This is a genomic window from Saliphagus infecundisoli, from assembly GCF_020177375.1.
GTDB lineage: Archaea > Halobacteriota > Halobacteria > Halobacteriales > Natrialbaceae > Saliphagus > Saliphagus infecundisoli.
On record NZ_JAIWHV010000013.1, the window covers coordinates 20,923 to 47,321 of the forward strand.

Genomic DNA, 26,399 nt, shown 5'->3' on the forward strand with positions numbered 1-26,399 from the left:
CGCCCTTCGATTGTGATGGGACGGTTAGCGCAACCGACAGCAGAGGAATTGACGACGATCGCGGTCATCGGTGATCCACACATCCCGCGAGAGTCAGAGGACACGCTCAAGCTATATCAGGCGGACATCTTTCTAGAACGGGTCGTCGAGGACGTAAACGCCCGAGACGTCGACACCGCGCTGTTCGTCGGCGACATCACAATGGACGGTTTCAACGAGGAGTACAAGCGGTTCGACCGAATCGTTGAACCTCTCGATGTCCCCTGGGCAGCGATCCCGGGGAACCACGACGTATGGAAGACGTACGACGAACACGACAGCCCGTCTATCGAGGTTTTCGAGGACCGATACACGTCCGACGGCCTCCCGTTTGTAATCGACCACGGAGACGTACAACTGATCGCGCTGGACAGCTCCTCACACGACGACGTGAATGATACCCACGCCGGGACCGTCGACGACGACCAATTGGAGTGGCTTGACGAGCAGTTGGCCGCGGCGATGAACCCCGTCGTCGCCCTTCACCACGTGCTCCCGGCGATGATTGAGCAGTTCGAGGCGTACAGCCGGGACGTCGATCCGGACCTCTCGCCGCCGCCGGTCCTGGAGAACACTCAGCCTCTGATCGACGTGCTGCAGAAACACGAAGTGTCGTTGGTACTCACGGGTCACCTCCACATACCCTCAATCGCCCAAACCGACAGGGTGCGGGAGGTGAACGCACCGGCGACGAGTACGTTCCCTCCGGCGTACCTCGTCCTCGAAATCGGGCCCGACGGCACGATCGTCCGATACATCCCCCTCGGCGATTCGACAGAGGCCCGGACGGCTTTTACCCGGCGAAGCGGACTCCGACCGAAAGCCGAAGCGCTCTCTGTGATGGCAGCATCCCGGATCGCCAGCTTCCCTCTCGTCGACGAGATCGACCGAGATTGATCTGTCCCTCGCCAGGTTAACATCGTTCTCACAGCCACTCTACAGCGGTGGAGAGACGCCAATGGGACCCTGAAGGCATGCGCGACGGGGCAGCGCGACGATTGGGTACCCGCGGCGGAGCGAAAGGCCCTCCTGACGATCGCAAATAAAGCCGTAGTAATCTCCAGTGGAACTGTCTCAAGCGGATATCACCCTGTGTTACGGAGTTCGTGCTCAAGCGGAGGTCGGCCCAGTGTTGTACGGCGTCTACGCCCTCGCGTAGCATATCGCGCAATTTCTCATTAGACGCCACCTCAGACGGCCTTCATCCGGCGCGAAAAGGCGATCTTGCCGTTCTCGTGGCGGATCTCGATCCAGATGAAGTCACCGGCCTCGTCAACCTGGATTACGCCGAAATTGTTGAAGTTCCCCCGGTCGTAGAAGACGTTCGGGTTGAATGGCTCGTAGTACTGGTTTGGATTACCGCTGGGCGCGCCGAGCGGACCAGCGCTCGCCTCGTAGAACTCGTTGACCACGTCGTCGTTCGTATCGAACGCGGCGACCTGGGCCTTGTGGATGTCGCCGGACAGCACGAGGACGTTGTCAAGGTCTTCAACAACGTTAAGTATCTCACCGAGCTCACGTCCGTAGCCCTGTCCCGACTGCGTCCAGCCATCGCCGGACATGATCCCCATCGTCGTCGAACTGGCGATGACCTTGAACGTCGCGTCGGAGGCCTGGAGTGACCCAAGCAGCCAATTTAGTTGTTGCTTGCCGAGCATCGCCTTCTCCTCGGGCGGAATGTCGCTCGGATCCCGGTACTGACGAGTGTCCAGGACGAACAGCTCGAGATGCTTCCCCCACCGGAACGACCGATACATTCGGGTATCGCTGCTGCCGGTGACCGACTCGTGCGTGTCGAGCGGCCAGTAGTTGAGGAACGATTCCAACCCAGACGGTAACAGCGGATTCGTCCGATTGAAGTTGTTGATTACCTCGTGGTCATCCCATATCGCGTACACCGACGTCGCTTCGAGCATCGTCTGTAGGTTTGTCCGGTCAGCGACGCTGCTGTCCGGGTTCCGCATCTCCCGGTACTTCGCGTTGTAAATCTCCAGAGCTTCGTCTGGATCGGTGCTCGAGGAGACCTGGCCGGCGGGCGTGTTGGCGTCCGCGTAGATGGTGTCGCCCAGGTAGAGGAAGAAGTCCGGTTGGAGTTTGCCGATTGCCTCCAGGCCGGCGTACGGTGGCTCCACCGGGGCCCCTCCATAGCCATACGTGTCCCCACTCCAGGCGAACGTCACCGGAGCGTCAGCGTCCGGGGTCGGTGCCGTACGGAACGAACCTCGTTTGACCGCCGGCTCGTCTTCGGGTGGATTGGCGTCGAGGTCGCCCCCCTCGGCGACGCCCCAAGCCCGATAGGAATACTCGCTTCTGGGCTCGAGACCCGTTAGTCGCGTTCTCGCCGTGTCGTCGGCGTCGGCATCGGCCTCGAGCTGGACCCGGTCGGCATCGTCAAACGAGTCGCTGCTCGTAAACTCGAGGTTGACGGTTCCGGGTTCGGCGAGTCGCGTCCAGAACACTGCCGTCTCGCTCGTAGTGTCTCCGACGGCGACGCCGTGGGGGAGGGCGAGCAACTGGTCCGGGTCCAAGGAGTCGTCAAAGGCATTAGCGTTACATCCTGCCAGCCCGAGCATCGAGGCGGCCCCTGTCACCTGAAGCATCCTTCGGCGGGCTACGTCCGGTTCTAACGAGTCTCCGGTCATACCGGCCTACAAATATATCTTCATCTGTAATAAAAGTGCCCATGATATTTGTTATATTATGGTGCGTAGCCGGTTCGAACGGCCCGTATTGGCAGTTCGATCCCGCCTGCGAACAGCGGCCCCTGAATCTATGCTGTTATGTCGGATCATAGGGACGCGACGATAGCATGGTGGAAGTCTCTAGCTTAGTGGTCGGCGCAGCAGCGACGCGAAGAAGCCTCTTCATGGCCTGGACCATCAGGGCGGGGCCAAGTGGTTCGACACCGTTCACGCCGGCGGTCGGTGCGAACATCATCTCGGTTATGCGTGCGGGGTTCGTCGTTGGCGTGCTCGGCTTCGCCGGCGCCGTCCTCCAGGGGGCGACCGTTTCCGAGACCGTCGGGAGTGGCCTGATTCGCGGCGTTGTTCTTTCACCAGTTGCCGTCACCGTCGGCCTATTCACGGCGAAGTTGCGCGTCGGCATCGACATCTTCACCGGCTACCTCATCGCGACGGCGTTTACAGTGGCGGGCACGATGACAGGCATCGGCTTCGCGCTGGGCGGGGCTCCCGTGTGGGCGAGCTATCTGCGGATCATCGTCCTGTGGATTGCGATCCCCTTCGTCGGCGGTGGCACCGCCTACGCCACCACCCGGTGTCTTAGGTCCAGGCAGATATCCGGGATCGCCGCGGTCGGTGTTTTCACCGGACTGACGGTGCTCAGCGTCACCAACATGCAGTTCACCACATTGGGAGCGACGGTCGAACGGGAGTTGCTGGCCTCCCTCACCGCCGCTTAGGCCGCGTCGGTGACGGGAAGCCACGTTTCCGGCAGTGTTGGCGCGTCTCTGTTCGTCATCGCGGCGGTCAGCACCGCCATCGCGCGCCTGTGGCGGCGCGCGAGGCCTGGACCGAACGCCGATTCTTCCTGGGACGGGGCAGTCCCGTCGCGTTCTCCGTCGGCAGGACGCAAGTCGGCCTGGCCATCTGGCCACTCTTTCCGCTCCTCAAGGGTCGGGCGATCCCGACCTTCGGCGTCCTGTTGTTCGGCCGCGTCGGCCTGCTCGTCGGATCGTGGACCGGCGCGCCGCGGATGATCAAGGTCGTCTCCCAGGACTACTCCGCGCTAGGTCCGCAGTGATCGGTCGTGGCGCTCGTCCCCTCCTTTTCATCGTCCAGACCACGGTATTCCCCGACGTCCCGGTCTCATTCAACGAGATCATCGTCAGCGCAATTGTTGGCGCCGGCGTCGTGGCCGAGGGGGACGCGACGAGCGCAATCAAGATACGAACCATCGTTGCCGCGTGGATCGGCTCGCTCGTCCTGTCCGGACTCTGTGCCTACGCTCTCGTCACGTTAACGCCGTCGGCGTGATCGATGACCGCCGCTTCGGGATTGAAACCTAGCCGGGGTAGTAAGGTACCCCATCCAGAACACTTATATTGGAACCGATATAGCCATGTGACAAGTATGAGAGGAGCCGTGGTCGACTTAGACGGTACTGTGTACCGCTCGACGGTCCCGGTGAACGGCGCCGTCGACGGTATCTCAGAGCTCCGATCGAGCGGCGTAGACGTCCTCTTCGTCTCGAACACCTCAAGCAAGTCCCGGAAGACCTGTGTGGACCGCCTCGACGACATGGGCATCGAGGCGTCGCCGGACGATATCGTAACCGGAGCCTCGGTGACTGCTGCCTACGTTTCCGAATCATCCCCTGATGCGACCGCATTCCTCGTCGGAGAAGAACCACTGCGCGAGGAGTTCAAGCGAGCGGACGTTACGTTGACTGACGATCCCGGGACCGCGACTGTCCTGGTCGTCGGGAAGGATCAATCGTTCGATTTCGACACGCTCACCGCAGCTGCGCGGGTGCTGGACGAGGGGGCAGCGTTCGTCGCTACGAACCTCGACAGACGAAGCCCGACGGCGAGCGGCGTGGTCCCCGGGACCGGAGCTATCGTCGCCGCCGTCGCCGCCACTTCGGGACGCGAGCCCGACATTGTCGCCGGAAAACCCCACGATCCGGTGATCGAGACGACGCTCTGGCTGCTCGACCTCCCGCCGTCAGCGTGTCTCATGATCGGAGACAACCCCGAGACCGACGTCGCAATGGGCAAGCGCGCCGGGATGACGACGGTGCTGATCGAGAGTGGCCTCGAGAGCAGTGACGTCTCCGCGACGGACGGGGACGGCCCCGACTACGTTCTCGAGACCATGGCGTCCATAGGCGACGTGCTCGATGTGGAAGCGTGTGGATGACCCGTCGTGGGCGACGTTCCGATCCCGCTGGAAGTTTAATACGCATCCAAAGACAACTCCCGAAAGTTAGCGTGATGAGGGTTGGTGGAGTCTCGACGGAACAGTCGTTTAGCCGACGCTGTGCAATCCCTGCCGGACCGACGAATCGCGCTCTGATTTCCGGACGGTGGTACGGCTATGTTTGGTGAGATTGCTAGCACGATCGCCGCGCTGTTCCAGGGCATTGGGATCGAGGATGGCGTCATCTTCGAGCAGGTCAGCAAAGAGGTCGTCCAGTTGGCGCTGGCGGTGCTGCTGGGGATGTTCCTCGGCCTGGAGCGAGAGTGGTCGCAGCGCAGCGCTGGAATCCGGACGTTCGCGCTACTCAGTCTCCTTGGCGCGATAATGCGCATCATCGACGAGCCGCTTCTGCTTGGTGCCGGCGCACTGCTGGTCATCACCATGAGCGTGCTACTCGCTGTCCGGGGCCTGCTTGACGACGAACACGGGTCCAACCTCTCCCTGACGACGTCAGCATCGATGTTCGTCGCCTTCGGCGTAGGGGTGCTAGTCGCGAGCGGGTACATGCTGGAGAGCGTGACGGTGGCCGTGCTCTCATCGCTGCTCCTCGTGTTGAAGCGCGAACTACACGAATTCGCCTGGGCACTCTCGAAGGAGGAGATGCGTAGCGCGACGGAGTTCGCAATTCTGGCGTTTGTTATCTACCCGCTGCTCCCTGACGAGGCGTTCGGCCCGTGGAACGCCATCGACGCGCGGACCATCTGGCTGCTGGTCATCGCTGTAAGCGGTGTCGGGTTCGTCAACTACATCCTCGTCAAGAAGTACGAGGGAAGGGGCATCGCCGTCACCGGCTTCTTCGGCGGCCTGGTCAACTCAACGGCGGTCATCGCGGAGATGGCCCAGAGGGCGAAGACGGAGCCGCCGTTGCGGGACCTGGCCGTCGGCGCCATCCTGATCGCGAACGCCGCGATGGCGTTCCGCAACGCCATTGTCGTCATCCCCTTCATCCCGGAGGCGGCGGCCATCGTCGGCGTCCCGCTCGGAGCGATCACCGTCACTGGCATCGTTCTCTCGCTGTATGTCAGCGACTGGAGCCAAGAGATAGAGACCGACCTCACCTCCCCGTTCAGCCTGCGGAACGCGCTGGTATTCGGCGCGCTGTTCCTCGCTATTCTGGTCCTCTCTGCTGGGGCAGAGGCCCTGTTCAGCGCCCGCGGCTTCCTGACCACGACGTTCCTGGCGGGCCTGATTTCGAGCGGTACGGCCACTGCCACGGCGGTCACACTCGTTGCGACGGATCAGATCACCAACGACCTCGCGGTCGCCGGCATCCTCGCCGGAACGCTTGCGAGCATCCTGGTAAAGGTGTTCTTCGCCGCGACCATCGATCGTGATCTCGTCAGACCGGTGTTGCTGTGGAACGCTATCCTCATTGTGGTCGGCATCGTGTTCGGTTCGCTGGTTATCGGCGCACCATAGCCTACGCACTGGTCGGTTCGCTAATGTCATCTTCTCCCTGCAAAGCGGAACGCGGCCGTCAACACGATTTACGCGCTTATTTGTGAATACTCTCCACTGATGGGAAAAATCTCTTTGGCGATCGTTCCGCCGAGTTGATTCGGTGACGAACACCGAATTTATCTTCTTAGCTCCGAATCAGTGCCTTCATATCGGTAAGGCGACCCGTGAGCTCTTAGGCAGTGTGATCGCTATCTCCGAGGCGAATTGCCTCATGCATTGTCTGGTGACGGTAATCCAGGTAGTAGGTGGCATGAGTACCGCTCTCGTCACGATGAAGAATTCTATCGTCGACAAGTTGTTCGAACGCTCATATAGTATCCGGTAGAATTTTTCACTCAGAGCATGTTACAGCTATTAGTGGATCATCTCGACGAGATCCCCGTCGAGGAACTGCAAAATACCCTCGACAACGTGGACGGAAAGAAACCGACACAACGGCTCTTAGCGGCAATTGCGTACAAAAACGGTGTTTCATAGACTGAACTCGCCGAGTGGTACGACGTTCAACGACGGACGATCTACAGCTGGCTCACGCGACTCGACACCGACGAGTCGCTTAAGCAAGCCGTCTCTGATACTCATCAATCCGGAAGAAACAGAAAGATATCAGAATCTCAGCAAAAAAGTTCGAACAAACCGTCAACGAGTCTCCTGAAAAGGTCGGGATCAACGCGCCGGCGTGGACGCTGGCGCTCGCCCAAGAACTTCTCGAAGAAACGTACAGCGTCGAATACTCGATTCCGAGTTGTCGGCGGTTGCTCAAAGAAGCTGGACTCAGTTATCAATAACCACGTCGAACAGTCGCCGAAGCCGAGGAATCTGACCAAGAGGAGTTCCACGACGAGATCAAAAAAAGCGGCGGGAAATGGACACCACAGTAGTTTGTATCGACCAAACCAAGAAATCTGTACAGGTCGAGTCGCGTGCCATGTGGTTTCCGCGTGGCACGCGGCCGTGCGTCGAACTGTCCGGTCAACGCGACTGGGCGTGTCTACTTGGCGCGATTACGGAAGACGGTGACTGCTTTTTCTCACGGTTCACTGAATACGTCACCGCCGATCACGCGAAACATATCATTCTCGAATTATGCGAAGAATTCGAAGAAGACTTGATCATCGTGCTGGATGGTGCGCCGTACTTCCAGGCGTCGGCCGTCACGGACCTAGCGGCTCGTGACGACCTCGCCTTCGTCACGTTGCCGGCGTATTCGCCAGAACTCAATCCGGTCGAAGAGTGCTGGCGACAACTCCAAAAACGCCCTCAACAACCGATTCTTCGACTCGCTCAACGAGCTCACGGCGGCGATCGACACCGCTCTTAATCGAATATCGATCCCAAACGTGAGCAATTATTTCTAACTTCTACTATAGGACGCTCGTGTTCGCGATCGACTGGATAACGTGAGGTGGATGTTCGTCGCAAGCGTTCTGGATGTTCTCTTCACTCTCGACGAGGTGGGTGAGCGCCGCGTCGATCACGTCGGCCATCGGTGGACCGTCGGCAATGATCTCGCTGGCTTCCTCGAGGAGCTGCTGGCGCTCGTCGCTGAGTCTGAGGGTCGTCCGTTTCGTCGGCATATAAACGAATGTGCATACAGGGGGTACGAACCCGTCGATTTCGACTATCTGAAATGGGTATATGGGATAAAGGGGGCTCTGCCCGGCGCCGTAATCGGGCCGAAAACGGTCGCGATCGGCGCCGATCTATGCACACCGAGAGGTTGTTGACGGCGTCGATCGTGCATATATTCGGCCGACTGCATACATCGACGTCTGACCCCGGGGTTCTACACTAGAAGACCCAACTCCCCATTATCCTCAATTGCCCCACACGAGAAGGGAGAGACAGATTCTTTGGGATAGTACATCAACTCATTCGAACACATTTGAAATTAGACATTCGTTTCATAGAATCTATTGTCTATGCCACTATACGCTGAAGAAGGAGTATGCCCCACATCCAAGAAAACTTCCCAGAGCCCGATGAGGACAACCCAGAGTTATGGAGATATATGAGCCTAGCGAAGTTCTTATCAATTCTCCATGAAGACGCACTCTATTTCCCTAGATTGGCCGATTTGCCAGATAAATTTGAAGGCACACTGAGTGAGCCGACAGCAGAAGCCCTACGCAATGAGGTCCGGAGATGTTCTGGTAATGATTTTCCGGATGCCCTGATCACGCTTCCTGAAGCCGTCCGACAAACATCGTACGTCAATTGCTGGCACAGGAATTCGGGAGAGTCCATGGCTATGTGGAATCAATATTCTAAGCATCCAATAGCTATTAAATCAACCTATACGCGGCTTTCTGAGTCTCTTGGTAGCGTAATTGAGGAAAAGAGAGAAGCAAGATATCCAATTCTAAATGACCCTTCAGAGACCCCTATTAGAATTAGCCCTGTGAATTATGCTGATTATTCCACAGATCCAATGGAGAGAATTGAAGATGTCTCTCAGGTAACTCTATATAAAAGACAACCCTTCAGATACGAAAACGAGATTCGTGCTGTAATTTTAGGAGAATCACTTGAACTTATTGATGTAGATAAATCTCCTTCCCCAACGCTACATATTGGATTCGAAGATGACCCGGACGACTTAGACAATGGAGAAAACTCTCAGGTACGCACTCCATTAACAAAATCTGCTATTGAAGATCTAAATCTCAGGGTTGAGAAGGGTCTTTACGTTGCTATTGACGTTGAAACCCTTATTGAGAGTGTAGTATTAAAACCAGACACACCTATGTTCGTTTTTGAGGCAGTCCAAGCAGTTGTTCGAGAGATGGGGTTCTCAGAAGACATGGTAAGAAGGAGTAGTATCGAAAGAGATCCTGTTACTACAGATTATCCAGAAACCTGATTGTATTAGAAACCGGATCTCGAGTCAGGAAATCAATAAGCAACTGAGAGGTTGAGTTCTCTTTTGATATACCATATCCCTGTACTTCTGCGGTTAAATCACCAGTCAGGCAACCCTTCACCGTAATCAGGTCTACAGTTATCTAATTCTTCGTTACGGCTGCTGATTCTCTCGAATTATTTCTCCCCAAAAGACAGTTTAATCTCAGTTTCTTTGTCCTCGCCTATATCGGTAATACTCTCTTTGTCGTACTCAATACTTCCAGCACTATCTAGCCATATTAGTGTTTGAAGCAGGTCTGTATAATGTAGCCCTAAATTTTGAACTAATTCCTCAATAGTAAGTGCTCCGTTCTCTTTCAAACAATCGGTTACACGCTTGGAATTCTCCATTTTAACTAGCGAATCTATCTCTTTCACATGGATATTGTCAAAAAGTGAATCAATGGATGAAGATACCCCCTTAATTTCTTGACCCAACTCTTCGATTTCACTCCTGACAACTTGCTCTTCATTCCCAGTTATATTTTCAACCTTTGCTTCGTTATTCACCTCAACTTCATTCCCAAAAATATCTTCACAAGTTCCCTTTATTGACACAGTCTTGTATCGTTCTGGAATATGATTAGCAGTGATATGTGTAGCTGAGTCTAAGCAGATGTCCCCTGGACGTACGTTTTTCCGCTCAAGTTTTGCATCTATATTATCGGGTTCAGTTGTCATAGTAATATCAACATTTTGAGCGGGGCCGTTTCCAATATTTTCAACCGCTAACTGGTAGGAATTTGAATAAATTGAACCGGTTGTGATTGTAAAAACAGGCTTGTTTTCCCTCTCTCTTGCGGTTTTGTTCTCCTTCACCAAAAGTAATGTCAAAAATACAGAAACCGCAGTTACTAAGACTAGCATGGAAGTGACAACTGCAGACCCGAACTCAGGCTCGAACAATCCCTCATGAACGAAGTAGAGAAAGCTGCAGATTACTATTGTAAGAAGTACTATCCCACCACCGAACATTTGCATTATCCGACGCATAGTGAATTGATGATAGACTGTCCAGAAAAAACTAGCTGCGAGTGCCGTTAGCCTCTCACTCGACTATCCACACCATCGGGAAACTTGTGAACAGTGCGATCGGCACAGAACTCGAATTCAATGATCTGGCTGCCGAGATCTGGCCGGCGACCGTTCGGATTAGCACTTCAGACACGGGTCTCGAAAGGGGAGCAAGGTATCCGTTGCGCGGCGCGGTCACCCCTCTTTCGCCGGCGAAGTCTCGGCTGAATACGATGCCGGAAGACACTGTAGCCGCCGTTCTCTAGGCATCTGGGGAATTCATTGCGCTCACCTCGTGAACCTCCTTGAGACGATCGACGCGGCTTCTACTGCTGAAGAATCAATCAGGTAGCCAACTCATCGTACTTTTCGAGCACTAAATCGAGGTACTCGTCGGTCATTCGGCGGGGGTTGTTCACCTGATAGAAATCATCGAGGACGAACTTTGTCTGTTCTCGATCGAGGCCGTAGGCGTGGAATGATGCCGCATCGAGTTCGGCTTGCACTTCCTCGCGTTCATCAGGCTCGGTTCCCGGTTCGATCCCGCCGAGACGGTCGCGCATCTCCGCGAACTCCTCGCCGTAGCAGTTGAGACGGGCCGCCCGTCGCCAAATGTACTCGAACCACTCGTCGCCCTCCGTGAGACGGGGGACCTGCGACTCCTCAAATTTGTACATCACGATATGAGTGTCCACTTTTGTGCGCATCAGATAGTCGAACGGAATACTGTTGAGTAAACCAAGGGTGACGAAAAGCGACTTGTCGGTAAAGACTCGTTTGTAGACGGGATGTAACGGTGAGCTATCGAGATCATCCGCGTCAGGATCTATCTCGTAGGGCCGAACCGTATGTAGGGTGTTTGTGCATACGATTCCGGTAGGAATGACCGACGCGATGATGGTCCGCTCGTCGGATGCTCGTGCAACATCCCGAAACACGATTCGATACTCGGTACAATCGAGCAATACGTCGCTTTCGGACAGTCCTTCACCCCGATGTTCTTCCAGTAGTTCGTTTACGAATCCAATCTGGGAGCCAGAACCGTCGAAAGCGTAGTAGAGTGCTCGCTTGAGCTTTCGATAGTTCTTCTCACGTATTCGCCGTTTCGCGCTCGTATCGGGATCGATATCTTCCTCGACGCTCCAGAACTCTGGCGGTTCGATGTCTACGAACGTCGGGTCGTGATCGAACTGATAAATGTTGCTGCCGCCAAGAACCGGATAATCCCCTTCTAAGGGGTCCTCTACGAACCGATCCGTGTCGCTCGTTCGGTGTAACTCGGCGTACGGCTGTGCGTGCCACCCATCCTCCGAGTCGTCACTGATCGGTGGATGTTCGAGAATTGTATGCAAGACGTCAACTTCTCGCTGTAATTGAAGATAGGGGAAGATTCGAGCCTTGGGTGAGTAGTCCCGCAGCACCCGGCGAGGAATCGTCAAGGCAACATCGTCGAAGTTCTGGAGCGAATCCATTCCGACCTGGTGAAAGATACCACGCAGATTCTCAGTCCTTCCTTCGTTCTTGAACGCGATGACGCCGAAGTTGTAGCGGGTATCAATCTCGGGAAAAATCCCTCGATTCTCGAACGTGACTAACTTCTGGATCGTTGTTTCGTCAAGTAGGTGTGTCCGTAGGTCCTTGGTGGATGCCCCGTTGAATATCGCGCCCGGCAGGACTTGGGCGACGTATCCGCTCTCTTTCGTCAGTTGGAACACTCGTTCGAGAAACAGGGCCGACAAGTCGTTTTCCGTTCCCTGGGTGGTTCCCCCGATAGTGGGAGTTTGCATCTCGTACTTCTCGTGGAAGTACTCGCTAACGATCTCGATCTCGCGTTGGTACTCCTCCCATCCGTCCGCGATCTCGTCGTTCTCGATTAACTTCGCTTGCCGTCGGTCTTTCTCTTTGGGTAGCAACGATGGAAACGTCTCGTCGTACCTCACGAAGAAGTCGTCCCGAGTCGGACGGAGTCGATCCCACGGAGGATTCCCAACGATGACGTCGAACCCGCCGTCGGCATACACTTCTGCGAACTCCAGTACGAAATGAAAGGGGGTGTACTCATCGAGATCATCTTCGGAGACGCCCTCGACTGCCTCACGAAACTCCTCTAAAACGTCCTCATCCAGTTCCTCTCGGTACTCTTCAAGTAGTTCGTTGGCTCGCTGACGGTGTTGTTCGGCCCGCTCGGGAAAGGCACTGTACTCCTCGTACAACTCGACCTGCTCGATGACGTCCTCGTACCGAGAGCGAACGCTGTCCTCGGACCACCGTTCGAAGGTCGCGAGACCGTCCTCGGTTTCCTCGGGGAAGCTGACGTACCCGATCAGGCTGTTGCCCTGGCGAACGTTGAACGTGATGTTGGGGAGTGCGATTTCCTCGACGTCGAGATCATCGAGGTCCTCCTCGCGGAGTTCGGAGATGATCGACAGCCAGAGCCGGAGCTTTCCAATTTCGACCGCTGGTTCCATGATATCCACACCGTAGATGTTGTTCTGGACGGTCGTCTTCTTGAGCCGATGACGACTCGGGTGACTGTCTCGGCGAGCGTACAGCGCCTGCCGAACGTTGACGATTTCCTCGATGACGGAGGTCAGGAAGTGGCCGCTTCCCATCCCTACGTCAACCACGTAGAAGTCGTCCAATTCCGCGAGCAGCGTCGTAATCAGGTCGCCTGAACTGGGGAGGCCATCGATGAGTTCGTACAGAGTGTCGTACTGTCGCTAGTTGTCCACTCGATCGATAGCGGCGGAAGGAGAAGTCCGGTCTCAGATTGGAAGGACGGCGAAAAAGGACCGAAGAGCGACAAATACCTTGCGAGGATGTGAGGACATATCGGATTAGACACCTATTCTGGCTTTGTCCGTCGCTGAGGCCGCCTCAGAAGAGCGCTGTCGCTGTTCGCCAGCCTCGCTTCACGCGAAGCGAGGCGGCTCAGCCGAGACCGTGGTCGCATCCAGCCGGCAATCCAACCCCGTTCGTTCGATGCTTCTCCTTCCATCCCAGCTCATCGTCGAGCACTCCTTCGATCCCGTGGAGAAACGCGTCTCCGAACGTGAACTCTACGGGGAGTGCTCGCCCGCCACGACGTGGCGCGGCGAGCACGGCCCACTGGATCACGATCCACAGCTGCTCTAACAGGAACCCAACGCCGACGTAGAACAGTCGAATTGTCGGTGACGGCGTTGTCGTTAGGGCCCGTGCCTCACGAAACTTCTCGTAGCTCTTCTCGATTCGCGATCGATCAGTGTAGATACGTGCGACTTGTGGCGGCGTGCGGTCTTCCAGACCGTACGCCGCGTATCCTGTCGCTTTCACGCCGGACTTCCCACGATCCCCGTTCTGATACGTGATGTGCACGGCCATCGGAAACGTCTGTTCGTGCTCTTTGCCTTCACAGATCGTTTCTTCGGCCATATATGACGCGTTCACCGAGAGTTTCTCCCGAAGCGTCGCCTTCCCGGTCTTGACCGGGAAGACTGGCGGTGCAACAGCCCGAAGAACGCCGATCACCTCTCCGACGTAGGCTGCTCGATCCATGAGAATTCGATTGATCTCGAACGGATACAGCTCGACGCGGGCGAGCACTCGCTCGACCGCGTCGGCGGCACTGTCATCGCCATCCACCGGTTCAACTGCCAGTGTCAGCGGCTTTCCCTGGGCGATCACGAACGCCGTGCAGTACCTGTGGCACTTCGTCGTGCCGTCACGGACTTGCATTCGCCTGAACTCGGTTTCGTCGTCGGGATAGCCGTGAAACGGGTTGTCCATGAAGTCGAGACAGACGGTTCTCGACCGCGATCGGTCGAGAACCGACATCGTCAGCGTCGCGAGAATATCGTTGACAGCGTCCAGCATCGGCTCTTTGTTGAGCGTATGGAGCCAGTCCATGACGGGTTCTCTGTTGGGCGTGTCCTCTGTATTGGTCGTGACGCCGTTGACCGAAGTTGTTCCAACGGCTGCTCGGAGGACGACTTCCAGGATATCGACGGAATCGAGGGGCGAGCCCTCGATTCCTGGCAATGGCACCAGCTCAAGCACTTCCAGAGCAAGAGTCTTGAGTTGGCTGTTCGTAATGAACTCGTCCGGGTCTGTAAGCACCTGTTTGAGTTGTGGAATGTTCATCAGGTGCGTATCCGGACAGCGGATGAATCAGTCACCTGATTCACCCGCTTCCTTCACGACGACGTGTCAGTTAGGAGGCTTCTGAGCCAGAGTGGACAACTAGCGACTGTACTCGACGCCGAACTCTTCGGTGAGAAGATGCTGAATCTCCTGTGATTTCCAGGGCTGGCCGTCACGGAGTATCTCGACCAGCTCTTCTTGTTCGTCTTCGTCGAGTTTCGGGGGCCGGCCGCCCCCGAAACTCGGCATGAGTTCTTCCAGCCCACCTTCATTCCAGGCTTCTGCCCAGCGATCACCGGTGGCCGCCGACCTGCCTTCCCGGTCGGCGGCCTCCGGAATCGAATCACCCTGATAGAGGTTTTTCAGAAAGCCAAGACGCCGCAGTCGGTGATCGTCTTCAGCCTCACGCAGCAATTCGTCAATCTCCTCTTCAGACAGGTGATGCTTGATCTCCTTCCGACGTGAGCGTTCCATGAACGACAGTCTGCATTAACTCACAAAAGTTTTCGTACTCATTAGGCCGGATTCTGCTCATCGCTGACAACGATGGCGGTCACCATGCCCATCTCACCCAACAACGGGCCTACGAACTCGGCATCGAGTTCGTCTTCCTTCCCCCATACTCGCCGAACTTCAATGCAATTGAACCCCTCTGGAAGACTCTCAAACGAAAGATTTCGCCAGAAATCTTCGAGGACAAAGATCACTTCAACCAGTTCGTTACTAACACCTTCCTATACCTATCGAACCGTCTTGGGTTCGCAAACAAACGGATCGACACGTTCCTCTCCGATGTGCAAAAGTTACGCTAACCACTCGTGTCGAGTCGCTTGAGCCAGCTGTAGATCGTCCGTCGTTGAACGTCGTACCACTCGGCTAGTTCAGTCTGTGAAACACCGTTTTTGTACGCAATTGCCGCTAAGAGCCGTTGTGTCGGTTTCTTTCCGTCCACGTTGTCGGGGGTGTCTTGCAGTTCCTCGACGGAGATCTCGTCGAGATGATCCACTAGTAGCTGCAACGAACTCTGAGTAAAAAATTCTACCGGATACTATAGGAGTCATCTCCGAGTTCACCAATTCTACTCGAGCAGTCCGAGATCATCTAATCGAGCGTGAATTATGGTAATCGCGTCTTCGGCATCGCTTGGCTGAGTTCCGCCGGTGATGACGAGCTCCCCGCTGCCGAACACCAAGACGACGACCTCCAGTTCGTCGGGATGATAGACCAACCCAGGAAACTGTTCGGGTTCCTACTCGACGACTTCTAAGCAGTACCATCGCGACGTCGATCTCCTCGACCATCGCGCCCGGACGGTCGTAGCGGGCGGAGCCGTACTCTTCGCGGAACGCCGAGACATACGACTCCTCGCGGACGTCCCCGCCGTCCCAGACGCCGGCGACGGTCGCGTCGGGCCGGTCGTCGATCACCGCGGCGAACTTCTCGGCGTGGCTCGTGTCGAGCCCGAGGATCCCAACGTTGATCAACCGCTCACCTCCCGACGAACTAGCGTACATCTATCCGTTCGTCCGTACCAACCGGCTTAGTATTGAATGTTGTCATCCCAGAATCTGTTTTGTCAGACTAAACAGATCTGAGCCAGACCGCGTCGAGACGCCGGTATAATCGCCGAAAAACCTGTTTGACTTGTATGATAACTCTGGGCACGGTCTATACCGTTTCCTTTTTCAAAACGATTTCCCTGTATCGCTCTCTACCGGGATCTATGGACAATCGTCCGATCCTGACTGGGCCGCTAGGCCAATTGCTACGGCTGGCCGGGAGAACCTTGCTTCGTCCCGGGTATGTACATTCTCCCCGGATCGACTGCACGAACAATATTTCGATATTATCGCCTTCGAGGACCAGCCGATCTTCTTGATTACGATCGTATGTTTGTAATCCCATCTCGAGAGATCGTTTTATCCACCAAAACGATCGACCCACTAAAGCAATTAGTACGTTGTTTGCCGCGCACTCTTAGACCAGAGGCTGACACCAGAGCTCCGACATTACCTGGTCACGGACCTCATGGATCTGGTCCGTACTAGCAGTCATCCCGACGACAGTTGTCGAGATCCATCTTGACCAGATCGAAGCTAAAAATGATTGTCTGGTGGCCTTCATTCGCGTGAACGACATCACACTCAGAGCGGGCTTGCAAAATCGAGTCCTCCCTTGAGGCCAGCGGGTCAGTCAGCCCACTAGCAGGCGTTCCGATTGCGCTCAAGGGCCTCACCGTTTCGTGGATCAGACACACCTGTAGCTGCCGAAGCGTTCTCGGACAACGTCGCGAACCATGCTGCGAGGTTCATTGAGGGTCTTTAGGACACACGGGCCCGATCGTCGTGGGGAGATCACCATCCTAGAGTTCAGCCACAAGCTGGCAACGGATACCCTTCTAATCGGACCTTCGTTGAATCTGTTTAATCCCGGGCGAAACGCGGACGAGACTGCAATAGGAATCGCCAACTGGATAAATTCCGATCGCCCGCTGACGCGAGAGACACACATACGAATCCACAATACCAGTTCGAGAAGCCTTGCTATACCGATACGACGGTCTTCCCGCAGACAAGCGACGTATACCTTGACCGTCTCGATTAACTCGTTGAGATTGCCAACCGTGAAGGCCGCGGTGTGCTTGATCAGACCTAAATTACTGGTTACTGTATAATCTGTTCTCGTCAGAACTGATGTCGAGAATTTCCCACTCCCAGTAGGTAGTTCGGGATGGTGTCGAGACTCGATCGGATCGTCGGCGAACTCGTTACCACTTGATGACAACGCCCATCGCCTCACTTCGGTCGGCCAGCAGTTTGTCGTACATGGCTGGCACGTCAGCCACCTCGATACGGTGGCTCACGAGGTCGGCAACCGAGATGGTTCCGTCTGCGACCGCGGAGAAGAACAGCTCGCAGTGGCGGTGGTTCGTCCATGGGTTCGCCGACGTCGCGACCGATGGATGGGAGCTGTTGTGGGCGCCGATAATGGTGTGACTCGGCGCGTTGCAGTCGTCGTGGAAGTTGAACTCAGTCGTTCCACGAGGGCTCGAAAGCAACACCAGGCGGCCCTGCTCTCGGAGTACGTCGAACTCTTCAGGGATCACATCCGGATTCCCCGTCACCTCGAAGGCGACATCGGCCATCCGGTTGTCTGTCAGGCGGGCGACCGAATCCTCAGCCGTCTCTGCCGTCGGATCGACCGCTGCAACGGTCGGCGAATCGGGCAACCGGTCGAGCCGCGGGGCGCTCGGTTCGACCCCGACGACCGGTTGCGCACCCGCCAGCTGACACACCCGAACCGCTAGTTGACCTAGTAGTCCGAGGCCGAAGACTACCGCCGATTCTCCCCAGGTGACCTCGCCACGACGGACGCCGTTCATCACGATCTCGGCGATCGTGAAAAAGACTGCCGCGTCGTCGGAGACGTCGTCCGGAATCGGTCGGCACCCTTCTGGCGACGCAGTGACGTACTGGGCGTGCGAGCCGAGCGTCGCGACCCGCTGACCCGTCTCGATATCCACGACGTCGTTGCCGGTCTCGACAACGACACCGACGTTGTTGTAGCCGGGTACGAACGGGTACTCGTAGTGATCCCATCTGGAGCCCTCGGGAAAGTCCCCTGAGAGGATCGTGAGCTCGGTCCCCGTACTGACGAGAGTTCGTCGGCTCTCGACAAGCACTTCATTTGGATCCGGCACCGGGACGTTGCGTTGCTCGACAATCACCGCCTCAGGTGATTCGAAGACCACAGTCTCATTACCACACATTTCTCAACGGATGGGTTTCTAGTCGACCGGTATAAATCCCTATCCCGCTCCGATGGAGTCGAAGCGATAGGACTCGGTCTCTGACTGACCCGATACGGTTTGAACGCGACCTGAAGAGATAATCTATGCAGGTACTGTTAATCCATGCACGACTCCTCATCCACCCAAGTTCGGCGATACTCTCCCGCAAGCGCAGCGAGCGTTTTATGTAATGGTAACTCGACTATTGGATCGATGTCAGTTTGCTTGTCGAGAGACGGATTGTTACCAAATAGCGTCTACGTTGTGGGAACTTCACCGCCTCGTTCCCTGTCGGAGGTGAAACATGGCGGAGATTAGTACTAACGATAAACCGCTGAGTATAGGCCCGTTCTCGCAGGGAATTCGCCACGGCGATCGAATCAACGCCTTCGTGCAGGGTCCAGTCAATCCTAACTCCATCAAAATTGCCAGTAACAGGGACGACTACGATGTGATAACGGTGGTGTGCGCCGAATTCATGAGTAATCTCTATCCGCCGCGGAGTGCTATCGAGACGGTGCCCCTCCAAACCGATATCGAAGTCGTCAACAGCGTAGCGGAGGCGTGACTGAAATGCACGTGATCGCTGCCGTGCGCGACGAGGAGGGCCCCCAATTCCTCGACATCCCGAAACCTGACCCTGGCCCGGATGAGGCGCTGGTCAGGACGCTCCGGGTTGGCATCGACGGTACCGACCATGAGGTGCTCGACGGAAACCACGGTGACTTTCCCGAAGGGGAGGACTACCAGATACTCGGCCATGAAGCAGTTGGCATCGTCGAGGACCCCAATAGAACGAGGTTCGAGGTGGGCGACCTCGTCGTTCCGACTGTGCGACGGCCTCCAGACGAGACCAATGAATATTTCGAGCGGAACGAGCCGGACATGGCTGCCGACGGCGACTATCTCGAACGAGGCATTGTTGGCGCGCACGGGTTCATGGCCACGTACTTCACCAGCCCGGAGCGCTTTTTGGTCGGCATCCCTGACGAGTTTGCCGACTACGGCTTCCTCATTGAACCGATAAGCAACTCCGAGAAGGCGTTCGAACACGCTCAGGCGACCCGGTCGGCATTCGAGTGGAATCCCAAGTCGGCACTCGTCCTCGGCAACGGTCCACTGGGGCTCCTGACGCTCGCTATGCTTGACCGGAAGGGGTTCGATAGGATGTACTGTCTCGGCCGGAGAGACCGCCCGGATCTGACGATCGATGTCATCGAATGCCTCGGCGCGACGTACGTCGACTCCCGCGAAACGCCGGTCTCAGAGATCGCGGCCGCCCACGAGGCGATGGACTTCGTCTATGAAGCGACAGGGTACGCGCCCCACGCCTTCGATACTGTGCGGGCACTCGCGCCAAACGGTGTGGGCGCGTTGCTCGGTATTCCGGACGATTGGACGTTCCAGATCAACGGCGGACAGCTTCACCGGGAGATCGTTCTCGAGAACAAGGCATTGTTCGGTAGCGTCAATTCCAATGTCCGGCACTTCAAGGCCGCCAAGGAGTCGCTCGCAGCGTTTCCTGACTGGTTTACTGATGAACTCATCACCGGCATCTACTCACCGGAGGAGGTTGAGAAAGCCTTCGAGAGGGATGATGACGTCATCAAGACCGTCGTTGAGTTCGATACGCCATAATCAGTCATACCTCGAACTGCGAACGGATCCAGCAGACGACGTGGTCGGTCTCCTCGTGGGAAGATATATCTCTGACCATGAAATCTACTGGAAGGGAACTGTTCGCGTTGACGAACATTCATGCTTCCTCCCGGCGCAGGTTCCTGACCATATTCTCCGCTGAGATCGCGGCGTTGTCAAGGTCCACCACCATGCCGACCTGTACTAGAAACAATATTTTCTCACCGGCCTGAGCGACGTCCCGACTAGCGAAGGCGTCAAGGTCTCGATGAGGAGGGGACGACTGGCACGGAGTAGATCGTTGCCGAGCACGACACCAGCGAGGACCCGCCAGCGACCGTCGACTGGTTTGCCGAACGGCTCGTCTAGTCGCAAGGTTTTCGGCCGGGTCGTCCGACTTCCCGGACATGGAGAGAACGGTACTCGTTATCGGAGCCCATCCCGACGACGCTGACATCCGCGCGGGCGGCTTCGCCTGCCGCTTGGCGCAGGCGGGCCACGAAGTCATCTTCGTCTCGATGACCGACGGGCGCGCAGGTCACCACGAACAGGGCGGGATCGAACTCGTCGAACGGAGGCGGGCCGAAGCCGCGGCCGCGGCCGACATCGCCGGCATCGATTACTGTATCCTCAAGGCCCCCGACGGCCGGCTCAGACCCACCCTAGAGCGTCGCGAGCGGTTGATCCGGCTGATCCGCCGGCTGTCGCCCGACCTCGTCCTGACTCACCGGCCCAACGACTACCACCCCGACCACCGCTACACCTCGCAGCTGGTCCGGGACGCAGCCTACATGGTCACCGGCCCAAACGTCTGTCCTGGGACGCCCGCCCTTGATTCGAACCCCGTCTTCGCGTACTTGCTTGATACCTTCGACCGACCCCACTCGTTCGACCCGGACGTCGTCATTCCAATCCCGCCTGACCTCGTGGATCGGAAGTATAAGATGCTCGACTGTCACGAGTCCCAGGTCTACGAGTGGCTGCCGTACAACGCGGGAATCATTGAGGAGGTCCCTGACGACCCCGACCGCCGCCGGGAGTGGCTCGAGACTGATCCTCTCGCCTCGTTCGCGGAGATGCAGGGGGCCGCCGATCGCCTCCGGGACAGATTGGAGGGAGACGTTGAGTACGCTGAGGCCTTCGAAATCTCGGAATACGGCGCCGAACTTGACGACGAACTCACGGCTAATCTGTTCGAGTAGCGTTCGCTGGCAGGAGTCCGGAGTAAATCGTGCCCCGAAGGCGGCAACAAACTCCGAGAGATATGCTACTATTATCCAGCCATGCGTAGGGTGACCCGTCCCTAGACACGTTTGCGGCTGGGGAGCCGTGTGCTGGGGACTGAATCGAGCGTCAACCACCTGCCTGACCAGGTACCTATCAGCCATACCGTCGCGGGGGAGCCCCTGGTGGCTCTGTCACGTGGACTGGAGATGCCAGCAACAATCCCCCACTCTTATACTCTGTTTAGGTCGATCGATGTCCACTACACCATGTCTGCTATGAACAATTATACAATATATACAATCATACAATATTTCCATATATCCAAGGACTAAATATAGTCAATTATTTTATCTGTTTCGAACCGTTGTAGTTCTTTGTCACGCAACCGAGACGGCAGGACTGATCCCCGCGGGCCAATCCACTCGATCCGACCATAGTTCACGAGGTGGGCGTAATCTGGTCAACGACCTCGAGCTCGCCGGCGTGGCGGATCGCTCGCGGGTTCGTAAACCAGATCCAGCGGGCGTCGGTCCCATAGTTGCCGTGGTTTCCCTCCGGCGATCGGTTCCGAACGATGCCGTCCGGAGAGACGTGCTTCCAGTAGCCGAGTAATCCTCGTGAGGGGTCAGGGCCGTCGGTCATCGCGGGGCCTCCGGAGCGAGTGCAGCGTCGACCAGGCCGTCCTCGAGGGCCTCCTTGAATTCCCAGGGATAGTAGGAGCGCCAGTCCTCGAGGTAGTCGACGTCGCGGTCGCAGACTGCGACGTGATCGGCATGGGGGAACAGCGCCAAAAGGAGCCGCAGGCGCTGGTGGCGTGCGGGGGGCCGGCCCTCCCGTGCGTAGGCCGCGAGCGCGGTCACGACGTCGGGATTGGGGGCACTCGCCGGGCGGTCGGCCCACTCCTCGCCGACGAGCCAGTCCTCGGTGTGGTCGGTGGGGTCGCCCCACCGCACCCGGTAGCGGTCGAGGGCCTCGTCGTCGCCGGGAATCGCCGTCTCTCGGGTGAGCGACTGGTCGCCCGCTGCCCACACCTCGTGGTCGGTCTCGCGGGCCAGCCGTTCGAGTCACTCAAGGGGGACTGCCCCGCTGACAGCAGTATCACGGCGAACACGAACATGGACCGCTCTTGGCCGCGAGCGGTTTATAGTTCCCGACTTCCCCTTTCACTGATTGGTTCGGCGGCGTCTCGCGAGGGCTGCTCGTACCGGAACCATAATGATTCCCCCTTGCGAACGGTTGGCTCAGAGATGGGATACGAGACGCTTCGAGACGACTTACATGGGGTCGCGTTTACGACGGCGACGCCCTTTGGTGAGGGGGGTGACCGGGTCGACCGTGAGGCGATCGGCGAGAACATCCGAACGCTGGCGGAGGCGGGCGCCGATCTGTTCATCCCCTGTGGGAACACCGGCGAGTACTACTCGCTTACCGACGACGAGCGGATCGGGGTTGTCGAGGCGACCGTCGACGCGGTCCCCGCGGACGCGACCGTCGTCGCCGGCGCGGGCGGGGCCACCGCGGAAGCGATTGAGATGATCAATGCCTACGAGGACGCGGGCGCTGACGCCGCGATGGTGATGTACCCCCGCCACACCTACGTCCACGAGGAGGGGCTGATCGACTACTACCGGTCGATCGCAGCGTCGACCGACCTCGGGGTCGTCGTCTACAAGCGCGGGTCGCTACTGAGCGAACGAGTCATAGAGGCCGTCGCTGGGATCGAGAACGTCGTCGCCGTTAAGTACGCGGTCAACGACGTAACGGAGTTCTCCCGGCTGGCCGCGACGATCACCGATGTGGTCTGGCTCAACGGCGTCGCCGAGCGCTACGGCCCGTCGTACGCCTTAGAGGGCGCAGAGGGGCTGACGACGGGGATCGGGAACTTCATTCCCGAACCGGTCCTCGCGCTGTACGACGCCATCAAGGACGGTGACTGGGAGCGGGCCCGGGAGATCCGGGACCTGCTGCGTCCCTTCGAGGACCTCCGGGCGGAGGCGGTCGGCGGCCCCGCCTTCGGTGCCGCGAAGAACGTCCCCGTCGTCAAGTACGGGATGGACCTCCGGGGCCTCACGGGAGGGCCTGTTAGGGAGCCGCTGGTCGAACTTGCCGAGGAAGACCGCGAGCGCGTCGAGAAGTACCTCGAACGAGTCGAACGGGAGGACGAACTGCTCGCGCCCGCGTAATCCGGTCGCCTGCGCCGGATCCCCGTTCCTCACTACCTGCCGGGCCCCCACTTTGGGTATGGAGCCGACTCGCTCGCGCTCCCGGGAGGTACCGTCTACACACTCGCAAGCTCGCCTTCGGGAACGATACGATACCCTTCGGTCCCCTCTAAGGAATCTACCACACGGTGAACGCGTCCCACGACTCCCAACGCCTGTCAGTTGGGGAGGCGCTGCAGGCGTACACCTCAGGTGGCGCGTACGCTAGGTTCGCTGAGGATCGGTGAGGGTCCCTCAATCTCCCGGGAAATTCGTGGATGTGACGAACGTAAAGCAAGACCCTTCGAGCACCCCGAAAGGAGTGAGGACAGAGCTGTCGTCGGCGGTGAGGTCGTCTACGGGGCCGCCACCGCCGGAGCCATGACGACGAAATAGCCACTCAGCCGAATGTGGATTCGAGCCAGCTGAGATGTGTCTCGGTCGCGAGCGTGTCATGGTAGATCGAGAGCTGGTCGGCCTCCTCTTGAACGGCCCCCACGAGCCCCTTGAAGGTAATTTCACTCCCGAAAACCGCAGGATCAAGCGTGATTCCGGCATCGGTCGGCAAGCCCGTCTCTCGGTCTATCGCCCGGATCCGTTCGCGGGCGGTTTCGGGATCCGAGACATAGCAGATCGCGAGCAATCGATCGACGTGATCGTCGAGAGCATCAAGGCGGACTCCGGTCCCAAGGAGGTCCTCAGGGTCGGCGCCCGCGGCCTCCATCACGTAGTAGGTGAGCGGGACCGATCCCGCGGCGTCGTCAAGTGCTGCCAGCAGGTTCTTGATCACGGTCGCCCGGAAGTCGAAGAGGTCGGCAATGAGAGGGTTGTGTTCGACCAGATCGGCAAGCGGCGGCGGCGAGATTGCTGGATCCACGAGGGGCTCGGCGAGAAGGTCGTGGACCTGCTCGCGAGCTCTTTCGATGTCGACTAGGTGGTCTTCCGCCGCCGCCCGACAGCCGTCACAGAAACACTGCGAGCAGAGGATCTCTCCGGCAGTTGAGGTGATCGTCTGGCGCTTAGGGTGGCCGAACTCCCGACCGTGCCCATGAAAAGCCGTCGGGAAGTCGATCGACTCGAGGTGAATCCCGTTGACGCCGCGCTCACGGACCGCATGAACGACGTTCCCGAAGTAGCGCCGAACCTCGGGGTAGGAGGGGCACAGAGAGTGGTCGTGGGCGTCGCCGAAGGCGCTCTCAATTCGGTAGTCGGGATTCCTCGAAGCGAGGCGGGTGTTGTGGAGACAGACCGTCCAGGCGTTCGTCACGATCCCGTGATCACCGAGGCCATCGACGATTGTCGTGAGCGGCTCGGTCCACTCGCCGATCGCGTTGACAGGGGGATCGATCTCAGTTCCCTCGAACTCTTCTTCGGGATCGAAGTAACAGCCTCCAGATGCGGAGTGAAAGAGGTCGTCGGGCGTCCGGGGGCTCATCGCCCGGACGGAGTGGTAGTGGAAAGCAACGTTGACTGCATCTATCCCGCAGGTCGTGGGCGGTTGGCGGCCGCGTCAGCTCCTTCTCGCTCAATCGTCCAGGGGTAGGTCCAGAGCGCCGGCATACACAGAAATCATGGATCGAGACCAAAAGAATTCCGACGCCGGGATTTATGATCCCACGTCGAGAGCCTCCGGAAGATGGTGACAGACAGCGACCAACGAGAGGTACGCGACCGATCGACGAGAGGTAAACGGCGATGACCGAGATCGAGGGACCACGGCTCGTGACTCGCGAAGAGTTCCCTGAGATGATGGCGCTGCTCGATCGCTACTTCGCTTACGAGCGCGGCGGCATGCAAGCCCGACTCCCGTTTGTCTATGACCCCGACCGGTCCGACCGCCATGCAGTGATACTCGCTGACGGGGAGATCGTGAGCCACGTCGCGGCGGTCCCACAGATGCTCTCGACCGGCACCAGTGAAACCGTCGAGTGCTGGGGCATCAGCGGCGTCGCGACGGATCGGCGCTACCGGGGTGAGGAGTACATGACCGACCTCCTCGAGTTCTGGTTCGACAGGATGGACAACGCGGGGGCTCCCCTCTCTGACCTGAGCGGCAACCGACAGCGGTACGGTCACTTCGGCTACGAACTGGCCGGCAGCGAGTACGAGTACACAATCACCGCCCGATCGTTCGACGGCGAGCCCGAAGCCTCTCCCGCCGTCGAGGTCTACCGTGGTGAGGAGATGACCCTCAAGGATCTCGATCGAATCCACGGCGAGGAACCGTATCGCGCCGTCCGGGACCGCGAGGGCGGCCGCGTAGTGTTCGGTCAACGGGGACTGGAGACGTTCGTGGTAGCCACCAGCGACGGGCCCGATGACGTCGTTCTCGACCCTGCCTACCTATCGCTTTCACGTGAGAGCCGCTCCCGGACGGTTGAGGAGTTCGGCGGGAGCGCGGTCGGCCTCGAGACCCTCCTTGCCCATGTTCTCGCTATCCTCGATTTGAACGAGCTGTCGGTCCGGATGCCGCCCTGGCATAACCTTGAGCGGGTTCTGGCCCGCCACAGCCGCTTTTGGACTGCACGCCCTCACCGCAAGCTCCGGATCAACGATCTCCAGGCGCTGCTCTCTGATTTTGAGAAGCAACTCGAACAGCGATGGCTCGAGAGCGGACGAGCGGAGAAGGGATCGGTCACCCTCAAGCTTCCCGAGGGGGATTCCGTCCGGATCGCCTACAGTCCTGAGAAAATCTCCGTCGGTCCCGGCGAGCGTGAGAGCGAGAGAAAGGAAATCGAACGTGGCCGCCGGGAACTCGTGTCGTTGCTGTTCGGCCTTCCCGACCGCACCGCGTCGCTTCGCTCGGGAGATCCGTTCCTCGAGACGGCGCTCCCGCTACGATACTTCATCTGGCCGACCGAACACGTCTGATTCTGTGACGCCATCATACGGTCGGAGAAACGTCAAGGCACGATCCATGGTTGTATCCGATCGAATAGTACATCGGTTTCCCTGGCCGTATCAGCGGTCGTCGGACCGGATCAGTATCTCCTCGTTGCCGAAGGTTTAGCGTTGGAAGCTTCAGTCGAGGCCGGCGGTGAGCCCGCCGTTGACGACCTTCTC

General features: G+C 57.9%; 19 protein-coding genes and 6 pseudogenes. 12 read left to right on the forward strand and 13 right to left on the reverse strand.

Annotation, left to right across the window (positions count from 1 at the left end; translation table 11 throughout):
* The first annotated feature begins 15 nt into the window (after positions 1-15).
* The gene (locus LCF40_RS14450) at positions 16-936 is read left to right on the forward strand and encodes a metallophosphoesterase family protein (protein ID WP_224828950.1); all 921 of its coding nucleotides are present in this window, start codon (positions 16-18) and stop codon (positions 934-936) included.
* Between the two features lie 293 nt (positions 937-1,229).
* Here LCF40_RS14450 and LCF40_RS14455 read toward each other — a convergent pair whose 3' ends face one another.
* Positions 1,230-2,681, reverse strand: coding sequence for an alkaline phosphatase D family protein (locus LCF40_RS14455; protein ID WP_224828951.1), 1,452 nt, complete (start codon positions 2,679-2,681; stop codon positions 1,230-1,232).
* Positions 2,682-2,848: 167 nt separating this feature from the next.
* Here LCF40_RS14455 and LCF40_RS14460 point away from each other — a divergent pair.
* From LCF40_RS14460 to LCF40_RS14470, 3 genes and pseudogenes are all read left to right on the forward strand, one after another.
* Positions 2,849-4,034, forward strand: a pseudogene (locus tag LCF40_RS14460) (inorganic phosphate transporter).
* A 96-nt stretch (positions 4,035-4,130) separates the two neighbouring features.
* A complete protein-coding gene (locus LCF40_RS14465) occupies positions 4,131-4,919 on the forward strand; it encodes an HAD-IIA family hydrolase (protein ID WP_224828952.1) in 789 nt (262 codons plus the stop codon).
* A 177-nt stretch (positions 4,920-5,096) separates the two neighbouring features.
* Positions 5,097-6,398 (forward strand): MgtC/SapB family protein, encoded by a 1,302-nt coding sequence (locus LCF40_RS14470; protein WP_224828953.1) that lies wholly within the window; start codon positions 5,097-5,099, stop codon positions 6,396-6,398.
* 169 nt (positions 6,399-6,567) lie between these two features.
* Here the strand turns inward: LCF40_RS14470 and LCF40_RS23700 are convergent.
* Positions 6,568-6,741: pseudogene (locus LCF40_RS23700) on the reverse strand (DUF7342 family protein); the annotation flags it as partial.
* A 56-nt stretch (positions 6,742-6,797) separates the two neighbouring features.
* On the opposite strand from LCF40_RS23700, the pseudogene LCF40_RS14475 reads away from it, so the two are divergent.
* Positions 6,798-7,798: pseudogene (locus tag LCF40_RS14475) on the forward strand (IS630 family transposase).
* A gap of 6 nt (positions 7,799-7,804) precedes the next feature.
* Here the strand turns inward: LCF40_RS14475 and LCF40_RS14480 are convergent.
* Entirely contained in the window at positions 7,805-8,017 is a 213-nt protein-coding gene (locus LCF40_RS14480) for a DUF7386 family protein (RefSeq protein WP_224828954.1), read from the reverse strand.
* Between the two features lie 371 nt (positions 8,018-8,388).
* Between LCF40_RS14480 and LCF40_RS14485 the strand changes: the two genes are divergently transcribed.
* Positions 8,389-9,303 (forward strand): hypothetical protein, encoded by a 915-nt coding sequence (locus LCF40_RS14485; RefSeq protein ID WP_224828955.1) that lies wholly within the window; start codon positions 8,389-8,391, stop codon positions 9,301-9,303.
* 176 nt (positions 9,304-9,479) lie between these two features.
* Here the strand turns inward: LCF40_RS14485 and LCF40_RS14490 are convergent, their stop codons facing one another.
* From LCF40_RS14490 to LCF40_RS14510, 4 genes and pseudogenes are all read right to left on the reverse strand, one after another.
* Positions 9,480-10,325, reverse strand: a complete 846-nt coding sequence (locus tag LCF40_RS14490) for a hypothetical protein (RefSeq protein WP_224828956.1) — start codon at positions 10,323-10,325, stop codon at positions 9,480-9,482.
* Between the two features lie 377 nt (positions 10,326-10,702).
* Positions 10,703-12,970, reverse strand: a complete 2,268-nt coding sequence (locus LCF40_RS14495; RefSeq protein WP_380682519.1) for an Eco57I restriction-modification methylase domain-containing protein — start codon at positions 12,968-12,970, stop codon at positions 10,703-10,705.
* A gap of 319 nt (positions 12,971-13,289) precedes the next feature.
* Positions 13,290-14,480: an ISH3 family transposase gene (locus LCF40_RS14505; RefSeq protein ID WP_224828959.1), complete on the reverse strand. Its 1,191-nt coding sequence runs from the start codon at positions 14,478-14,480 to the stop codon at positions 13,290-13,292.
* A gap of 108 nt (positions 14,481-14,588) precedes the next feature.
* A pseudogene (locus LCF40_RS14510) lies at positions 14,589-14,954 on the reverse strand (helix-turn-helix domain-containing protein); the annotation flags it as partial.
* Between the two features lie 59 nt (positions 14,955-15,013).
* Between LCF40_RS14510 and LCF40_RS23705 the strand changes: the two are divergent.
* Positions 15,014-15,292, forward strand: coding sequence for a transposase (locus tag LCF40_RS23705; RefSeq protein WP_224828999.1), 279 nt, complete (start codon positions 15,014-15,016; stop codon positions 15,290-15,292).
* A gap of 5 nt (positions 15,293-15,297) precedes the next feature.
* Here the strand turns inward: LCF40_RS23705 and LCF40_RS14520 are convergent.
* The 3 genes and pseudogenes from LCF40_RS14520 to LCF40_RS14530 form a co-directional block, all read right to left on the reverse strand.
* Positions 15,298-15,486 (reverse strand): annotated as a pseudogene (locus LCF40_RS14520) (helix-turn-helix domain-containing protein); the annotation flags it as partial.
* Between the two features lie 72 nt (positions 15,487-15,558).
* Positions 15,559-15,729 (reverse strand): annotated as a pseudogene (locus LCF40_RS14525) (TATA-box-binding protein); the annotation flags it as partial.
* 1,518 nt (positions 15,730-17,247) lie between these two features.
* Positions 17,248-18,249, reverse strand: a complete 1,002-nt coding sequence (locus tag LCF40_RS14530; protein ID WP_224828960.1) for a zinc-dependent alcohol dehydrogenase — start codon at positions 18,247-18,249, stop codon at positions 17,248-17,250.
* A 325-nt stretch (positions 18,250-18,574) separates the two neighbouring features.
* On the opposite strand from LCF40_RS14530, the gene LCF40_RS14535 reads away from it, so the two are divergent.
* The 3 genes from LCF40_RS14535 (at position 18,575) to LCF40_RS14545 (ending at position 21,110) form a co-directional block, all read left to right on the forward strand.
* On the forward strand, positions 18,575-18,838 hold the full coding sequence (locus LCF40_RS14535; RefSeq protein ID WP_224828961.1) for a RidA family protein: 264 nt from the start codon (positions 18,575-18,577) through the stop codon (positions 18,836-18,838).
* 5 nt (positions 18,839-18,843) lie between these two features.
* The gene (locus LCF40_RS14540) at positions 18,844-19,908 is read left to right on the forward strand and encodes a glucose 1-dehydrogenase (protein WP_224828962.1); all 1,065 of its coding nucleotides are present in this window, start codon (positions 18,844-18,846) and stop codon (positions 19,906-19,908) included.
* A gap of 407 nt (positions 19,909-20,315) precedes the next feature.
* Entirely contained in the window at positions 20,316-21,110 is a 795-nt protein-coding gene (locus LCF40_RS14545; protein ID WP_224828963.1) for a PIG-L deacetylase family protein, read from the forward strand.
* Positions 21,111-21,573: 463 nt separating this feature from the next.
* Here LCF40_RS14545 and LCF40_RS14550 read toward each other — a convergent pair whose 3' ends face one another.
* Positions 21,574-21,777 carry a hypothetical protein gene (locus LCF40_RS14550; protein ID WP_224828964.1) on the reverse strand — a complete coding sequence of 68 codons (204 nt, stop codon included), beginning with the start codon at positions 21,775-21,777 and terminating at the stop codon, positions 21,574-21,576.
* A complete protein-coding gene (locus LCF40_RS14555) occupies positions 21,774-22,166 on the reverse strand; it encodes a hypothetical protein (protein ID WP_224828965.1) in 393 nt (130 codons plus the stop codon). Before LCF40_RS14555 ends, LCF40_RS14550 begins: the two co-directional genes overlap by 4 nt.
* Before the next feature lie 216 nt (positions 22,167-22,382).
* On the opposite strand from LCF40_RS14555, the gene LCF40_RS14560 reads away from it, so the two are divergent.
* Complete coding sequence (locus tag LCF40_RS14560; RefSeq protein ID WP_224828966.1) at positions 22,383-23,318, forward strand: dihydrodipicolinate synthase family protein; 936 nt, start codon at positions 22,383-22,385, stop codon at positions 23,316-23,318.
* A 418-nt stretch (positions 23,319-23,736) separates the two neighbouring features.
* On the opposite strand, the gene LCF40_RS14565 is transcribed toward LCF40_RS14560, so the two are convergent.
* Positions 23,737-24,771: a hypothetical protein gene (locus LCF40_RS14565; protein WP_224828967.1), complete on the reverse strand. Its 1,035-nt coding sequence runs from the start codon at positions 24,769-24,771 to the stop codon at positions 23,737-23,739.
* A gap of 260 nt (positions 24,772-25,031) precedes the next feature.
* Between LCF40_RS14565 and LCF40_RS14570 the strand changes: the two genes are divergently transcribed.
* Positions 25,032-26,207: a GNAT family N-acetyltransferase gene (locus tag LCF40_RS14570; RefSeq protein WP_224828968.1), complete on the forward strand. Its 1,176-nt coding sequence runs from the start codon at positions 25,032-25,034 to the stop codon at positions 26,205-26,207.
* Positions 26,208-26,399 lie beyond the last annotated feature (192 nt).

Coding starts and splice junctions, on each gene's coding strand:
- LCF40_RS14450 (WP_224828950.1), top strand. CDS start 16: ATGGGACGGTTAGCGCAACCGACAGCAGAGGAATTGACGACGATCGCG.
- LCF40_RS14545 (WP_224828963.1), top strand. CDS start 20,316: ATGGAGAGAACGGTACTCGTTATCGGAGCCCATCCCGACGACGCTGAC.
- LCF40_RS14560 (WP_224828966.1), top strand. CDS start 22,383: ATGGGATACGAGACGCTTCGAGACGACTTACATGGGGTCGCGTTTACG.
- LCF40_RS14550 (WP_224828964.1), bottom strand. CDS start 21,777: ATGACCGACGGCCCTGACCCCTCACGAGGATTACTCGGCTACTGGAAG.
- LCF40_RS14490 (WP_224828956.1), bottom strand. CDS start 10,325: ATGCAAATGTTCGGTGGTGGGATAGTACTTCTTACAATAGTAATCTGC.
- LCF40_RS14540 (WP_224828962.1), top strand. CDS start 18,844: ATGCACGTGATCGCTGCCGTGCGCGACGAGGAGGGCCCCCAATTCCTC.
- LCF40_RS14565 (WP_224828967.1), bottom strand. CDS start 24,771: ATGAGCCCCCGGACGCCCGACGACCTCTTTCACTCCGCATCTGGAGGC.
- LCF40_RS14570 (WP_224828968.1), top strand. CDS start 25,032: ATGACCGAGATCGAGGGACCACGGCTCGTGACTCGCGAAGAGTTCCCT.
- LCF40_RS14505 (WP_224828959.1), bottom strand. CDS start 14,480: ATGAACATTCCACAACTCAAACAGGTGCTTACAGACCCGGACGAGTTC.
- LCF40_RS14455 (WP_224828951.1), bottom strand. CDS start 2,681: ATGACCGGAGACTCGTTAGAACCGGACGTAGCCCGCCGAAGGATGCTT.
- LCF40_RS14470 (WP_224828953.1), top strand. CDS start 5,097: ATGTTTGGTGAGATTGCTAGCACGATCGCCGCGCTGTTCCAGGGCATT.
- LCF40_RS14480 (WP_224828954.1), bottom strand. CDS start 8,017: ATGCCGACGAAACGGACGACCCTCAGACTCAGCGACGAGCGCCAGCAG.
- LCF40_RS14530 (WP_224828960.1), bottom strand. CDS start 18,249: ATGTGTGGTAATGAGACTGTGGTCTTCGAATCACCTGAGGCGGTGATT.
- LCF40_RS14535 (WP_224828961.1), top strand. CDS start 18,575: ATGGCGGAGATTAGTACTAACGATAAACCGCTGAGTATAGGCCCGTTC.
- LCF40_RS14495 (WP_380682519.1), bottom strand. CDS start 12,970: ATGGGAAGCGGCCACTTCCTGACCTCCGTCATCGAGGAAATCGTCAAC.
- LCF40_RS14465 (WP_224828952.1), top strand. CDS start 4,131: ATGAGAGGAGCCGTGGTCGACTTAGACGGTACTGTGTACCGCTCGACG.
- LCF40_RS14485 (WP_224828955.1), top strand. CDS start 8,389: ATGCCCCACATCCAAGAAAACTTCCCAGAGCCCGATGAGGACAACCCA.